At 51.9% G+C, this 14,198-nt stretch carries 15 protein-coding genes; 8 read left to right on the forward strand and 7 right to left on the reverse strand.

Going from position 1 to position 14,198, the window contains the following annotated elements; translation table 11 throughout:
* Positions 1 to 24: 24 nt before the first annotated feature.
* The 3 genes from lipA (at position 25) to H924_RS09410 (ending at position 3,802) form a co-directional block, all read left to right on the forward strand.
* On the forward strand, positions 25 to 1,071 hold the full coding sequence (gene lipA / locus H924_RS09400) for a lipoyl synthase (RefSeq protein WP_015651731.1): 1,047 nt from the start codon (positions 25 to 27) through the stop codon (positions 1,069 to 1,071).
* A 162-nt stretch (positions 1,072 to 1,233) separates the two neighbouring features.
* Positions 1,234 to 2,016 (forward strand): DUF4191 domain-containing protein, encoded by a 783-nt coding sequence (locus tag H924_RS09405; RefSeq protein ID WP_029703630.1) that lies wholly within the window; start codon positions 1,234 to 1,236, stop codon positions 2,014 to 2,016.
* A 166-nt stretch (positions 2,017 to 2,182) separates the two neighbouring features.
* A complete protein-coding gene (locus H924_RS09410) occupies positions 2,183 to 3,802 on the forward strand; it encodes an aspartate:alanine exchanger family transporter (RefSeq protein ID WP_015651733.1) in 1,620 nt (539 codons plus the stop codon).
* Between the two features lie 58 nt (positions 3,803 to 3,860).
* Here H924_RS09410 and H924_RS09415 read toward each other — a convergent pair whose 3' ends face one another.
* Entirely contained in the window at positions 3,861 to 4,334 is a 474-nt protein-coding gene (locus H924_RS09415) for an RDD family protein (protein WP_015651734.1), read from the reverse strand.
* Positions 4,335 to 4,661: 327 nt separating this feature from the next.
* On the opposite strand from H924_RS09415, the gene glnA reads away from it, so the two are divergent.
* From glnA to H924_RS09430, 3 genes are all read left to right on the forward strand, one after another.
* Entirely contained in the window at positions 4,662 to 6,095 is a 1,434-nt protein-coding gene (gene glnA, locus H924_RS09420; protein ID WP_015651735.1) for a type I glutamate--ammonia ligase, read from the forward strand.
* A 240-nt stretch (positions 6,096 to 6,335) separates the two neighbouring features.
* Positions 6,336 to 6,638 carry an ACT domain-containing protein gene (locus tag H924_RS09425; RefSeq protein WP_015651736.1) on the forward strand — a complete coding sequence of 101 codons (303 nt, stop codon included), beginning with the start codon at positions 6,336 to 6,338 and terminating at the stop codon, positions 6,636 to 6,638.
* A 72-nt stretch (positions 6,639 to 6,710) separates the two neighbouring features.
* Positions 6,711 to 7,409: a hypothetical protein gene (locus H924_RS09430; RefSeq protein WP_015651737.1), complete on the forward strand. Its 699-nt coding sequence runs from the start codon at positions 6,711 to 6,713 to the stop codon at positions 7,407 to 7,409.
* Between the two features lie 65 nt (positions 7,410 to 7,474).
* Here H924_RS09430 and H924_RS09435 read toward each other — a convergent pair whose 3' ends face one another.
* The 4 genes from H924_RS09435 to thrC form a co-directional block, all read right to left on the reverse strand.
* Positions 7,475 to 8,320: an SGNH/GDSL hydrolase family protein gene (locus H924_RS09435; RefSeq protein ID WP_029703635.1), complete on the reverse strand. Its 846-nt coding sequence runs from the start codon at positions 8,318 to 8,320 to the stop codon at positions 7,475 to 7,477.
* 25 nt (positions 8,321 to 8,345) lie between these two features.
* A complete protein-coding gene (locus H924_RS14190; RefSeq protein ID WP_015651739.1) occupies positions 8,346 to 8,513 on the reverse strand; it encodes a hypothetical protein in 168 nt (55 codons plus the stop codon).
* Between the two features lie 306 nt (positions 8,514 to 8,819).
* Positions 8,820 to 9,353 (reverse strand): NUDIX hydrolase, encoded by a 534-nt coding sequence (locus H924_RS09440; protein WP_015651740.1) that lies wholly within the window; start codon positions 9,351 to 9,353, stop codon positions 8,820 to 8,822.
* Between the two features lie 117 nt (positions 9,354 to 9,470).
* The gene (gene thrC / locus H924_RS09445) at positions 9,471 to 10,916 is read right to left on the reverse strand and encodes a threonine synthase (protein ID WP_015651741.1); all 1,446 of its coding nucleotides are present in this window, start codon (positions 10,914 to 10,916) and stop codon (positions 9,471 to 9,473) included.
* 144 nt (positions 10,917 to 11,060) lie between these two features.
* On the opposite strand from thrC, the gene H924_RS09450 reads away from it, so the two are divergent.
* Together H924_RS09450 and H924_RS09455 are read left to right on the forward strand one after the other, a co-directional pair.
* Entirely contained in the window at positions 11,061 to 11,309 is a 249-nt protein-coding gene (locus H924_RS09450; RefSeq protein WP_015651742.1) for a hypothetical protein, read from the forward strand.
* Positions 11,310 to 11,397: 88 nt separating this feature from the next.
* On the forward strand, positions 11,398 to 12,747 hold the full coding sequence (locus tag H924_RS09455; RefSeq protein WP_015651743.1) for an MFS transporter: 1,350 nt from the start codon (positions 11,398 to 11,400) through the stop codon (positions 12,745 to 12,747).
* A gap of 61 nt (positions 12,748 to 12,808) precedes the next feature.
* Here the strand turns inward: H924_RS09455 and H924_RS09460 are convergent, their stop codons facing one another.
* Positions 12,809 to 13,270 (reverse strand): hypothetical protein, encoded by a 462-nt coding sequence (locus H924_RS09460; RefSeq protein WP_015651744.1) that lies wholly within the window; start codon positions 13,268 to 13,270, stop codon positions 12,809 to 12,811.
* A gap of 158 nt (positions 13,271 to 13,428) precedes the next feature.
* Positions 13,429 to 14,091, reverse strand: a complete 663-nt coding sequence (locus H924_RS09465) for a biliverdin-producing heme oxygenase (RefSeq protein ID WP_404825320.1) — start codon at positions 14,089 to 14,091, stop codon at positions 13,429 to 13,431.
* Between the last annotated feature and the right edge of the window lie 107 nt (positions 14,092 to 14,198).

Below are 14,198 nucleotides of genomic sequence, written 5' to 3' on the forward strand. Positions count from 1 at the left end.
TTTGAAAGATGTAAGGTTGCATTTGTGACTATCGCACCTGAAGGACGACGACTATTGCGCGTCGAGGCACGTAACTCGGAAACCCCGATTGAGACGAAGCCTCGATGGATTAGAAACCAGGTTAAGAATGGACCTGAGTACAAGGACATGAAGGAAAGGGTCGCCGGCGCTTCTTTGCACACTGTGTGCCAAGAGGCCGGCTGTCCAAATATTCACGAATGTTGGGAATCCCGCGAGGCAACGTTCCTAATCGGTGGTGCTAACTGCTCCCGCCGTTGCGATTTCTGCATGATTAACTCTGCGCGCCCAGAACCACTTGACCGCGGCGAGCCACTGCGCGTCGCTGAGTCGGTGCGCGAAATGCAGCTTAATTACTCCACCATTACCGGTGTGACCCGCGATGACCTCGATGATGAGGGCGCTTGGCTCTACGCCGAGGTTGTACGCAAAATCCACGAGCTCAACCCAAATACCGGTGTTGAGAACCTGGTTCCTGACTTCTCCGGCAAAAAAGACCTGCTCCAGGAAGTTTTTGAAGCCCGTCCTGAGGTTTTTGCCCACAATGTGGAGACCGTGCCACGTATTTTCAAGCGCATTCGCCCAGCTTTCCGCTATGAGCGTTCCCTTGACGTTATCCGCCAGGCACGTGACTTTGGTCTAGTTACCAAGTCCAACCTGATTCTGGGTATGGGTGAAACTGCTGAAGAAGTTAACTCGGCACTGCAGGATCTGCACGATGCTGGCTGTGACATCATCACCATTACGCAGTACCTGCGTCCAGGCCCCCTCTTCCACCCCATCGAACGTTGGGTAAAGCCTGAAGAGTTCGTTGAGCATGCTGAGGCTGCTAAGGAAATGGGCTTCGCAGCTGTTATGTCTGGTCCTTTGGTTCGCTCCTCCTACCGTGCAGGTCGCCTGTACGCACAGGCAATGGAGTTCCGTGGCGAGGAAATCCCCGCTCACCTAAGCCACCTGAAGGATGGCGCTGGCGAGTCCACCGCGCAGGAAGCTTCCACTTTGTTGGCTCGTTATGGCGCTTCTGAGGAAACCCCAGTTGTAGCTTTTAACTAGTTTTTCAAGCTCGAGCGCACTTTAACCTGCCCTGAATTCTTATTATTCAGGGCAGGTTTTTTGCTGCTTTAAAGTTGTTATGAACTGTCTAAAGTGTTCCCGGCAAATCCTCAAAGTTCCTCTATTTTCGCAGTTCTTGCCATATCGCCTATTGTTAAGAACATGGCAGACGCGAAGAAGCAGGCGGATAAAGCCGCCAAGAAGCAGATCAGAGCAGCTAAGAGCGCACAACGCAAACAAACCTGGTCCCAAATGTGGCAGGTTTTCAAGATGCAGAGCAAGAAGGATAAAGCACTTATTCCTTTGATGCTGCTGTCTATTCTTGGCATCCCGCTTATTCTTTTCTTGCTCGGAATGATCTGGGGCGGCCAGTGGTGGATGCTTCCCATCGGTATCGCCGCCGGCATTGTACTGGCAATGTTTATTTTCACCCGTCGTGTTGAGCGCGATGTTTATAAGCAGGCCGAAGGTCAGCAGGGTGCTGCCGCATGGGCGGTAGAAAACCTCCGCTCCGGCGCTGGCATGACCTGGCGTACCAAGACTGGTATCGCAGTGACCACCCAAATGGATGCGGTTCACCGCGTTATTGGACTGTCCGGCGTGGTTTTGGTTGGTGAAGGTGCAGCTCACCGCCTCAAGCCTTTGATGGCTCAGCAGCGCAAGCGCCTCAACCGCGTTGCTCCTGGTGTTCCAGTTCATGAGATCATCACCGGCGAGGAAGAGGGCCAGACCCCTATTTCCAAGCTGCAGCGCGAGCTGGTCAAGCTTCCTCGCAACTACAAGAAGAATGAAGTTGCTTCTTTGGCCGCACGTATTGAAGCAATGGACAATGTTGGAAACGGCCCTGGTGCTGCTCTTCCAAAGGGTCCTTTGCCAAAGGGTGCAAGCATGTCCGGTATGAACCGTCGTGCTCGTCGCCAGGCTGAGCGTAAGGGCGATAAGTAACATTTCCGCCACTGCCTAAGCTTGAAGCAGTTTTTAAGCGCACTTTCCCACATTTGGGAGGGTGCGCTTTTTTGGATGATATACCTTTTTGCCCCCAAAGGTAGTATGTCTGGAACCACAGGTCATTACCGAGTAATTCCCCGCACAACGTGCGATTATTAGCTTTGTGAGCCTGCTTATTGAAAACCAATTATTAGCCTTGGCCTTAATCATGACCCTGGGATTGCTTTTGGGCCGAATCCGGGTTTTCGGATTCCGCCTGGGCGTCGCGGCGGTCCTCTTTGTGGGCCTAATTGTTACCACTATCGAGCCCGAGATCACCATCCCTCCCCTCGTCTACGTGATCGGCTTGTCCCTCTTCGTCTACACCATCGGCCTCGAAGCCGGCCCGGGCTTCTTTAAGTCCATGAAAGCAGTGGGACTGCGCAATAACAGCCTTGCTTTTGGCTCGATTGTGGCCGCCACCGCGCTGGCTTGGGCGCTAATCAAGCTCTTTAAAATCGACGCCGCCTCCGGCGCCGGTATGTTGACAGGTGCGCTAACCAACACCCCGGCAATGGCCGCAGTGGTTGATGCCCTACCGGCGCTTATCGACGACCAGAATCAGCTTCACGCCGTCTCTGAACTCCCCGTCATCGCCTATTCGCTGGCCTATCCCCTTGGTGTACTCATTGTCATCATCTCCATCGCGATCTTTAGCTCCGTGTTCAAAATTGACCACAATAAGGAAGCTGAAGAAGCGGGAGTTGCAGTACAACAATTGCTGGGCAAACGCATCCGAGTTACTCATGAAGATCTCCCCGCCATCAGCAATATTCCGCAGCTTCTTGATCTCCACATCATCGTTTCCCGCGTTGAGCGCGGTGGCACCCAGTTCATTCCTGAAGCTGGCGATAGAACCCACGCTGGTGATATCCTCACCGTGGTGGGTACCGAAGAAGAGCTCGACATTGCCCAAAACAAGCTGGGCGAGCTTATCGACGGACACCCCTACAAAAATCTGGACCTTGATTATCGCCGAATTTTTGTCTCAAATGGCGCCATCGTTGGCATTCCACTGAAGAATTTGCGTCCCCGCTTCCACGGCATGCTGATCACCCGCATTAGGCGCGGTGATACCGACCTGGTTGCCGATCCAGATATGACTTTGCAATTGGGTGACCGCGTGCGTGTGGTTGCTCCTGCAGAGCGCATGGATGAAGCCACTCGCCTCCTGGGTGACTCCTATAAGAAGCTTTCGGATTTCAACTTGCTGCCCCTCGTGGCTGGATTGGCACTGGGTGTACTGCTGGGCATGATTGAGATCCCACTACCTGGCGGTAGCTCCCTGAAACTAGGCAATGCGGGTGGACCGCTCATCGTTGCGTTGTTGTTGGGTTCGATGGGGCGCAGCGGAAAAATTGTTTGGCAGATCCCCTATGGCGCTAACCTTGCACTGCGACAATTTGGTATCACCCTGTTTTTGGCAGCTATTGGTACCACGGCAGGTGCGGGCTTCCGCAAGGCGCTTAGCGATCCTGAATCCCTCAAAATCATTGGTGTAGGTGCGCTGGTTACGCTATTTATCTCTTTGAGCGTGCTGATCATCGGCCATAAGCTCATGAAGATTCCTTTTGGTGAAACTGCAGGCATTTTGGCCGGTAGCCAAACCCACCCTGCGGTGCTGAGTTATGTTTCTGAAAGCACTAAAAATGAGCTCCCAGCCTTGGGTTATACCTCGGTATATCCCTTAGCTATGGTGTCAAAGATTCTGGCTGCGCAGGTGCTATTGTTCCTGCTCCTTTAGGTACCCCCATAAAAAACGCCCGGTAGCCTGCTGGCTCCGGGCGTCGAAAAGCGTGGTTTTAACCGCGAATAACGGCAGTACCGGTGGCTTTATCATGCAGGCCACGGCCATCGGAATCAACCATAACTGCAGGCAAAATCAAAATGGTCAGCAAGGAGCGGACCAAAGCGCGCCACCAGCCCACATGGGCGGTGGCGTCTACTCGTGCGATGCCCATGCCCAAGATTGCGTGGCCCGGGGTGCGCGCGAAGAACCAACCGCTGAGCCAGCCGAGGATAACAAAGATGATCAGTGTGGTCGTTGCGACATCGCCGAGAGCATCGGTGAAATTGCTGAGCACGATGGCGATGATCCAGGAGAAAATCCAGTCAATACACACGCCACCAATGCGGCGCATAACGGAAACTAGCGAGCCGGCACCGCTTTTGGGAAGTCCGAGTTTTTCTCCGGGCCAACGGCCGGGGGCATCGGGATCATCAAAGTCTGCGGGAATTTGAGGTCCGTCGAGCCAACTTCTTTTCGGCTTTGCCATTTCTAAAACCAAATCCAAACGTGTTGAGGGCGAAAATTCAAGGGATGCAGTCTGCATTTTTGCGCCTTTGAAAAACGACACTCAAAGGGGTTTACAGAGTGTCATAAATCGACAAAATTTCGCAGATTTTCCAAAATATAGAATTCTGTCGGTGCAGTTCAAAGATATTTTTTACAAAAGTTTTGATAGATCGACAGATAATGCTCTATACTTTAAAACGTCGCAAGGACTACATTTGCAGCCAAGTCTACTACCTGATCTCAAATGGTCGGGAATTGTGACAAAGCTTCAGATAAACCTTTCCGCCCATGTCAATGAGGAGTTACCGTGGCGTTTAAAACCCCGGAAGAAGTAACCAAGTTCATCAAAGATGAAAACGTCGAGTTCATTGACGTTCGATTCACCGACCTTCCCGGCACCGAGCAGCACTTCAGCATCCCTGCCGCTGCGTTCGATGAGGATGCAATCGAAGAAGGCCTGGCATTCGACGGATCTTCCATCCGTGGATTCACCACCATCGACGAGTCCGATATGAACCTGCTTCCGGACCTCACCACCGCCACCATCGATCCTTTCCGTAAGTCGAAGACCCTGAACATCAAGTTCTTCGTTCACGATCCTTTCACTCGTGAGGCTTTCTCCCGTGACCCACGTAACGTGGCTCGTAAGGCTGAACAGTACTTGGCATCCACCGGAATTGCAGATACCTGTAACTTCGGCGCAGAGGCTGAGTTCTACCTCTTCGATTCCGTTCGCTACTCCACCGAGATGAACGCTGGTTTCTACCACGTTGATTCCGATGAGGGCTGGTGGAACCGTGGCAACGAGTTCAACGTCGATGGCTCCCGCAACCTGGGTTCCAAGAACCGCGTCAAGGGTGGCTACTTCCCAGTTGCTCCTTATGACCAGTCCGTAGAAGTACGTGACGATATGGTTCACAACCTGACTGAAGCTGGCTTCAACCTCGAGCGTTTCCACCACGAGGTTGGCGGCGGCCAGCAGGAAATCAACTACCGCTTCAACACCCTGCTGCACGCGGCTGATGATATCCAGACCTTCAAGTACATCATCAAGAACACCGCTAAGCTGCACGGCAAGGCTGCAACCTTCATGCCTAAGCCACTTGCAGGCGACAACGGTTCCGGTATGCACGCTCACCAGTCCCTGTGGAAGGACGGCAAGCCACTCTTCCACGATGAGTCCGGTTACGCAGGCCTTTCCGATATCGCTCGTTACTACATCGGCGGTATCCTGCACCACGCTGGCGCAGTTCTTGCCTTCACCAACCCAACCTTGAACTCCTACCACCGTCTGGTTCCAGGCTTCGAGGCCCCAATCAACTTGGTTTACTCACAGCGCAACCGTTCTGCTGCTGTTCGTATCCCAATCACCGGTTCCAACCCTAAGGCTAAGCGCATTGAGTTCCGCGCTCCGGACCCATCAGGCAACCCATACTTGGGCTTCGCTGCAATGATGATGGCTGGCCTTGACGGTGTTAAGAACCGCATTGAGCCACACGCTCCAGTGGACAAGGACCTCTACGAGCTTCCTCCAGAGGAAGCTGCATCCATCCCACAGGCTCCTACCTCCCTCGAGGCATCCCTCAAGGCACTGCAGGAAGACTCCAACTTCCTCACCGAGTCCGATGTCTTCACCGAGGATCTCATCGAGGCATACATTCAGTACAAGTATGACAACGAGATCTCCCCAGTTCGCCTGCGCCCAACCCCACAGGAGTTCGAGCTCTACTTCGATTGCTAAGTCGAGCTAAAACAGGAATTAATTCCTAAACCTAGCCTCTGAGAATCATCGAGATTCTCAGGGGCTTTGTTGTGCTTGGATTTTTTGGGGGGTTTCTAGAAACTAAAGAAGATAGAAGCGCATGTGGTACCCACGATCGGGGTAGAAAAATACAAAATACTCTATTTACACAGCAAGTTTTCCGCGAATGTGAATTAACATGAATTGTTCATATTTTTCACATTAAACAGGGAGACTTTCTTGAAAAAGATTCCTGCGATCTTCACTGCCCTTGCCTTGGCAGGAACTTCAATCGCGATTCCACAGGCAGCTTCTGCGCAAACCATTTCATATGCCGACCTTTATACCCCTGAAGATTCTCCATATGGTGCATTAAATGCCTCCCCATCCCGCTCAATGGCCGCAGTGTTTGGCGGCCTTCCAAGCGACCGAAGCCTCTATTCATTCGAAATCACCTGGGGAAACTCGCCATACCCAGTGACATTAAGTGCCACAGGGTCAATCTACTTTGACAATTATGTTTACGTCGCTCTTGAACCTTAGGCTATCTACCCAGAGCATTTTGATGTTCCCTATACTGTTGTCGTCAACTACGCCGATGGAAGTACGGATACATTGAATGGACTTCTCGAAGTAAAGCCAGTGCAGGCTTTGGTCAAGGACGGCGAACCAATCCCAGAAGTTTCCACACCAATGGCAACTACCACCGTCACCACTACAGTGACCCCAGCCCCCGTAACCGAGACGGTCACTTTGGAACCAACTCCGACTACCGTCACCGAAATCGTTACAGAAACTGCTACTGAAACGGTCACCGAAATCCCTGAGACCTCCACAGTCACTGTAACCAAGGAGCCAACTCCTACCACTGTGACTGCAACCCAAACGGTAACCCCAGCCCCAGTTACTGAAACTGCAACTCAAACCACCACGGTTACGGAGCTTCCAGATCCAGCGACCATAACCGTAACTGAAACCGCTGCTGAGGCAACCTCCACTGTCACCGTGACTAAAGAGCCAACTCCTACCACTGTGACCGAGACAAAGACCGCAACTCAAACGGTCACCGCAGCTCCAGTAACCGAGACTAAGACTGCAACTGCGACCACCACGGTAACTAAGGAGCCAACTCCCACCACTGTGACTGAGACCAAAACAGCAGCTCCGGTCACCAAGACGGAAACCGTCACCACCACCGCAAAGCCTGCAGCTGAAAGCGGCAGCAGCGCAAATGGTGGCGTCCTCGCTGCCATTCTTGCTCTTATTGCAGCAATCGGCGGCGGCGCGTTCTTCTGGTTCACCAACCTTCAATAAGCACGAAGTCTCCACACGCTGAAGGCTACTAAGAACTTCTTAGTGGCCTTTTTGCATCCTTAAAACTACAACTCAATAACCGCCCGCACTGCGGCAGCCACAGCTTCGTGGCCGGCTTGGGTCATATGCTCTGGATAAGCATCGGTGTCAAAACCTTCAAAATCACCCCAGCGCTGTGCCGGAGGCGCACAAACTGTGTGTTCCGCAGCTCCAGAGGGCAAAACATAATCGGCACCGTTTCTCACCGCAGCCTCAGCAATTTTCTGGTTTAAAGAATTAGATAAATTCAGCGCCCATTGTTGATCCTCGGCCGATACCGCAGTCAACGCCGGACACTCCCCCGCTGCCAACAAAGACACATAGCCTGTTGAAATCACCTGAGCTTGCGGCGCACGCTGATGAATCTCAGCGTAGGCATTGTCCAAATTTGTGCCGAGTTCACTGAAATCAATAGACACTTGATCGCGACAATCCGCGGTGCCAGCCTCCATTTCCGCACGGATACAGCCGGTTACATCACCAAAACCAATATCGTTGGCCCCGATTGTTAATGTCACCAGCTTGGTATCTGAATTCAGCTCATCAAATTGTGGCGGAAGTGTTTCATCGTCAGTGTCGCGGGTATTAAAAAGATCGCCAATCATTGCGCCCTGACAGCTGACATCATCCACATCCGGATCCACCAACTGCGGATAGTTCCCCTCCGAACGCCGACAAAAAGAATCGCGCAGTGCACCAAACCGAGAACCCGTGGAAGCATAGGAATCACCGAGAGCCACGTATTTTGAGGCGCTTATCGACGCCCCCTCGCTAGGTGCCACCATCCCCTCAGGGGAGGTTAAGCGTGCAGGCTCAGCGCTACAGGCGCTGAGTACCAAAACACTAAGAAGGGTGCCGACTAATCGTTTCATACCCTTCTTTTTAGTCTTCTTTGCCTTAAATTCCGATTAGCTCGGATGCGATGACATCAGAAAGGCAGATTGTTCCATTTGGTTCGCCTCTAAAGAGGAGAAGGTGATCAGCATTGATGATGACTTCCAGCTGACGTTCAAGGGTGAAGGTCTCCCAGACCTTCATTTCATTTGCACGGATTCTTAATCCCATTTTTCCTTCTCCTCTCATAACTTCCCGGAATAAACATTTTGTGCTTCAAATCACTTTTTTAAACTCTTGCGTTGTACATCATTCTAGGGGGTAAACGTTGAAATCTTGAAGTTCATGATCGATACCACCCGCTTTTAACCCCGGAAATCACCCCTGATCAGGTGAAATGTGAGGGTTTATTCATGTTCCAAAACAGACATCCCCTTCAAGAACAAACATAACGGGGGTACTGTTTTTAATCAAAAAACCGTCACCCCGCACGGTTTGGGTGCGGGGTGACGGTGGAGGGCGGCGTCGAAAAGCGGTTTAAGCTTGTCGCTTTTCATAACCCATGCGGGGTTTAAAGCCCTGTGGGTGTTTGAGCTGCGCTACCGCATCGGCGATCACCATGCGGAAACGCTGGTTGGTTACCGGCATATTTGAAATCGGGAACCAAGCAACCTCAGTGTTTTCATCATCGGCTACAAAGGGCACATCCGAGGAACCGCTAACTACACAACGCATGGTGGTGTCCATATAGCTGGTGACATCACCATTGTCATAGGTAACTGGGCCAACCTTGCCCACCCCCAGCAAAGCCTCAACAGAAACCTCTAGACCGGTTTCTTCCAACACTTCACGCTGGGCCGCAATATGTGGCTGTTCACCTGGATCAACGATGCCGGTAGGAGGCGTCCACTCGCCGTTGTCTGCACGCTTAACCAGCAAAACATCGGGTACCACGTGGAAGGGAGATCCCGGGGGCACATCGCGAATAATCAAGGCCGTAACTGAAGGCAGCCACAGTGGATCATGGCCGATATGCTCACGCAATTTAACAATAAAATCTGGGATTGCCACTGGCTCTGTCCCCTTTCCCTTTTGGATTGCTTAATGTTTTTAGGCTACGCCATGCAGTGTAGGCATTTTTAAAGGCCAGGCCCCTTAGAACTGGGCCTGGCCTGATGCTTAGTTTCCTTATTTCACGGTGGAGTTTGCGATGGATTCCACGATGAATTGCTTTACTGCCTCGGTATCATTTGGCAGCTCACTAACCTTAAAAGGAGCGTCCATAATCTTGGCAAAACGCTCTGGCAACTCAGGCTCAGAACCAATAGCCTCGACGATGGTATCGGCAAACTTCACTGGCAGAGCGGTTTCCAACACGATGATTGGAGTGGAGATCTCTGCTGCCCACTGACGAGCCACGTGCACACCATCAGCAGTATGTGGATCAATCAGCACACCGTGTCGCTTATTAACATCCGCGATGGTCGCTACACGATCAGCGTGGGTGGAACGGCCGGAAGCAAAACCATATTCAGCTGCTGCCTGTGGGAACTGCGGATCCTGTGAAAGATCAAAACCGCCCTGACGGACCTGAGTGCCAAAAAGATCATTTACGCGCGCTGCATCGCGGCCCAAAAGATCAAAGATGAAACGCTCAAAGTTGGATGCGCGGGAAATGTCCATGGAAGGTGAAGAGGTCTCATAGGTATCTGCGGAACTGCGCACGCGGTATTCGCCGGTGCGGAAGAACTCATCGAGCACGTCATTTTCATTGGTAGCCACAATGAGACGATCGATGGGCAGACCCATTTGGCGGGCGATGTGGCCTGCACAAATATCTCCGAAGTTGCCGGTTGGTACAGAGAAGCTGACCTTTTGATCATTGCTTTCGGTGGTGCGAATCCAGGAGGAAACATAGTAAACAACCTGAGCCATCAGGCGTGCCCAGTTAATGGAGTTCACTGCGCCGATGCGCTGCTCACGCTTGAAATCTGCATCAGCAGAAACTGTCTTCACAACGTCTTGGCAATCATCAAAGACACCGTCAAGTGCAATGTTGAAGATATTCGGATCATCGAGGCCAAACATCTGAGCCTGCTGGAATGGAGTCATACGGCCGGCTGGGGTCAGCATAAAAACGCGAATTCCCTCGCGACCACGCATGGCATATTCCGCGGAAGATCCGGTATCTCCTGAGGTAGCACCAAGGATGTTGATGGTTTCATCGCGGCGGCGTAGCTCATATTCAAAAAGTTCGCCGAGTAGCTGCATGGCCATATCTTTAAAGGCTGCAGTTGGACCTTCGGAAAGGTGACCAAGGAAGATATTGCCTTCCAGCTTGGTTACCGGAACGATTTCTTCGCTAGAGAACTTAGGGAAGGTATAAGCGCGGGCAGTGATTGCCTTGATATCTGCTACGGGAATGTCATCGACAAAAAGGCTAATGACCTCAGCTGCTAGAGCTGCATAGCCCTCGGTTGCGAGCACCTCACGCCACTTGGTGAGAGCGGCATCATCAAGCTGAGGATATTCGGCAGGCAGGTAGAGGCCCCCATCTGGGGCGAGACCACCGAGCAAAATATCGCTAAAGCGGGCAGGGGTACGGCTAGAATCACGCGTCGAAATGTAGTCCACGCCTTATAGACTATCCCAAGGGGTGACACAATACTCCCCCATGCCGTCCCAAATTTCGGAGATTTACTCACTTTTAATGACTTAAGCAACGTGATCACCTAAAGTGTTCCTGATCACTCTCCGCCATAGTTTTAGGATGTGCCCATGGCTAGCTCCACTTCTTCACCGCAGAATGCCTCCCAGTCCCTCAATAAAGCAGACCAACGTCCAGGTGTTTTTGCTCAAAAATCCGAACTAACCGCGGTAGAGATTCTCAACCCAGAACCAGTATCCAAATGGAACCTTTTTGTTCTTATTGGTTGCAGCCTCTTGGTTGTTTTGTTGGTTTTCCTCGGCCCGTGGATTTACCCGCACGTAGCTGAACTCAGCGCTACGTTGTGGAATGCTTCCTAAAATTTAGTGGCTGTGAGCTTCGACCATATTCGACTAAAAAGACCCCCTGGTATTACTTTTTCTTCCTAGAGGTCTACCCTGAAATATTGTGAAGAACTCCGCCGAAAAAACTTCGCCCAATCCCAAAGAAAAAGTCACCGCACGAGCAATAATCGTGTGGGCAGCAGCCTGCTTGGTATATATCGCCGCAGTGACCAGCCGCACCAGTTTTGGTGTAGCTGGCGTTGAGGCGATTGATCGTTTCCAGGTAGATGCCACTCGCATTGCAGTTTTTACTTCAGTGCAGGTCGGCGTTTATGCCTTTACCCAAATCCCCATGGGCATGCTCATTGATAAATACGGCCCGCGCAAACTCCTTGCCATCGGCGCCCTGATTATGGGTGTTGGCCAGATCATTTTGGGCTTTACAGATGTTTATGGCATCGCAATTATCGCCCGCATTCTCATTGGTGCCGGCGATGCCTCTATCTTCCTCTCCGTAATGCGCATTTTGCCTTCATGGTTCCCACTCAAGGCAACCCCCATCTTCACCCAGCTCACCACCAGCCTGGGCCAGCTTGGCCAATTCATTTCCGCAGTTCCTTTCTTGGCGCTGCTGGGGGCATCCGGCTGGACCATTGCCTTTGTCAGCCTGGGAGCGGTGGTATCGATCATCGCCATTGCAGCGTTAATCGCTGTGCGCGATACTCCAGAGCTCCCCGCTCCTGTCGCTTCTGAAGTTGCGGTGGAAACTCAGCCCGTGGAAACCACCCACACCCCAGTGAAAAATAGCCTCGGCACCAGCTTAAAGCTCATCCTCCGAAATCCTTTGTGCTGGCAGGGCTTCTTTATTCACTATTCCCTCATGGTGTGGCTCAACGTGTTTAACCTGATGTGGGGCCTTCCAATGATGACCCTTGGTATGGGACTTTCCACTGCCACCGTAGGCATCGTGCTGAGTGTTAGTACTTTCTGTTTGGTTGTTTCTGCACCGCTAATGGGAATTATCTCCGCTCGCACCGGTTACCGACGCGATGTTATTGCAATCGCATTCTCCTGTGTGCAGGCTTTAGCGTGGCTTATCTTCCTCTCTTCTGAAACACCACGTGGCGTGGTTGCTATTGTGCTGGTCAACGTTGCTATGGGTCTTACCACCGCTGCCTCCAACTTTGGATTTGATAGCATCCGCGAACGCTTGGATCGCAATATCCTGGCTGCTGGCACTGGTTTGGCCAATATGGGTGGCTTTATTTCTGCGATGGTGGCATCCCAGATTGTCGGTATTTTGCTTGACCATTCCGCACATGGAAATACCTACACCTGGCATGATTTCCGCGTGGCTTACATTGCAGTAATCATTATTTGGGCCCTTGGTGTTTTGGGATTTGTGGTGGCCCGTCTCAAGGGTGGACCTGGTCGCCGTATGCTCACCCGCATTCGCCATTCCACTTCCCACTAAGCGCCAAGCACCCCAGCGGCCGTGGCCACTGGGGTGCGGGGATGCGTCGAAAAGCTAAAAATTAGAAGCGTGGACGGTTAGAACCTGGTCCAAAAGGGCCAAAAGGTCCACCGAAATTACCGTATCCGGGGCCGAATCCTGGTCCACGTCCACGACCGCGATCGCGGCCGGAAATTAGGCCTTGCACAAAGTTGTTGACAGCTTCGCCGATCTCACCGACCACGTCCTCGTTATAGGAACGCTCATCGCGGTGGCGACGGCGTGGCTCATCTTCTTCATCGATAAGATCTTCCACATAAATCGGTCCCTCATCAGAGATGCCCTCATATTCCATTTCAGCATCCTCAAATGGGGAGAAGACATCATCAGGCTGCAGATCGCCATCAAACTCGATGCTTAGAACATTGTTCTCAAAATGAATTTTTTCATCAGGGTCTACGCCAAGTTGATGTGCATAACCAATAACTGCACTGAGCTCAGCAAATGTTGCATCTGAAAGGTCGATGGAGAGTTTTATTGCCATGGTGGAATCCTTGCTGTTGAAGTCTGGTTAAGCTCTTGTCTCCGACAGTACGTCCACCAACATGGGCTGTAAACCGCTTAGGGGCAAAGATCAGGGAATTCCCCCAAAACTGGCAGCGACCCTGAGTTTTATCCCAGCGCGCTTTAGCCCAGCGTCCTTTATCTCAGCGCCGCGAAAACTTGCTGGTTGAGCTTGAAGGCAAGCGCTGCCTCATCCGCCATCGCCGCGCGCTCTGCTTCTTGAAGATCCAGAGCATCAAGCTGGGCGCGGTAATTGTCCTTATATGGCTTAATCTTGCCGATTTCCTCAAAATTATAAAAATTCAAGGCCTCATCAGGAATTCCATATTCACGGTTAACCAAACGCGCAATAACCTGCCCACCAGAGAGATCCCCCAGGTAGCGGACATAATGATGCGCCATCAAGCGAGGAAAATCCGCCGCGGCAGCAATCTCATCCAAGCGTTTGACATACTCCGCGGTGGCCGCGGTGGGTACCACTTGAGCCCGCCAGTCAGGATTGACGTTGAGGGCATCAAGGTCTTTTTCCAGCGCTTTTCGACGCTCCAACTTGCGGTCAATCAACGTCCGGGAGCGAGGATCAGCGCTGCAGCGCTGTGCTGCATTTTCCAACGCAGAATAAAACAGCCAAGATTGTTCCTGCAACGCAATAAAAGCACTTTTATCCAACTTTCCACCCAGCAAGTCATGGATAAAAGCTGAATTTTCCGCATCCTCATGTGCTTGGGAGGTGTGACTGCGCAACTGCTCAGAAAGGCTCGGAGAACCTGCTTGGGAGTTCTTCATAGTCGAGGTAGACATTGTGTTTCCTTAAGAAGGGACTAAATTGTGGGTAATCGGAGCACTTTTGAGGTGCTCGTTTTCCCTACCTTCAAGAAGACCTTAACTTAGGCTACCCACACTAAGAT

Origin of the sequence: Corynebacterium callunae DSM 20147 (genome assembly GCF_000344785.1) — a bacterium.
Classification (GTDB): Bacteria; Actinomycetota; Actinomycetes; order Mycobacteriales; family Mycobacteriaceae; genus Corynebacterium; species Corynebacterium callunae.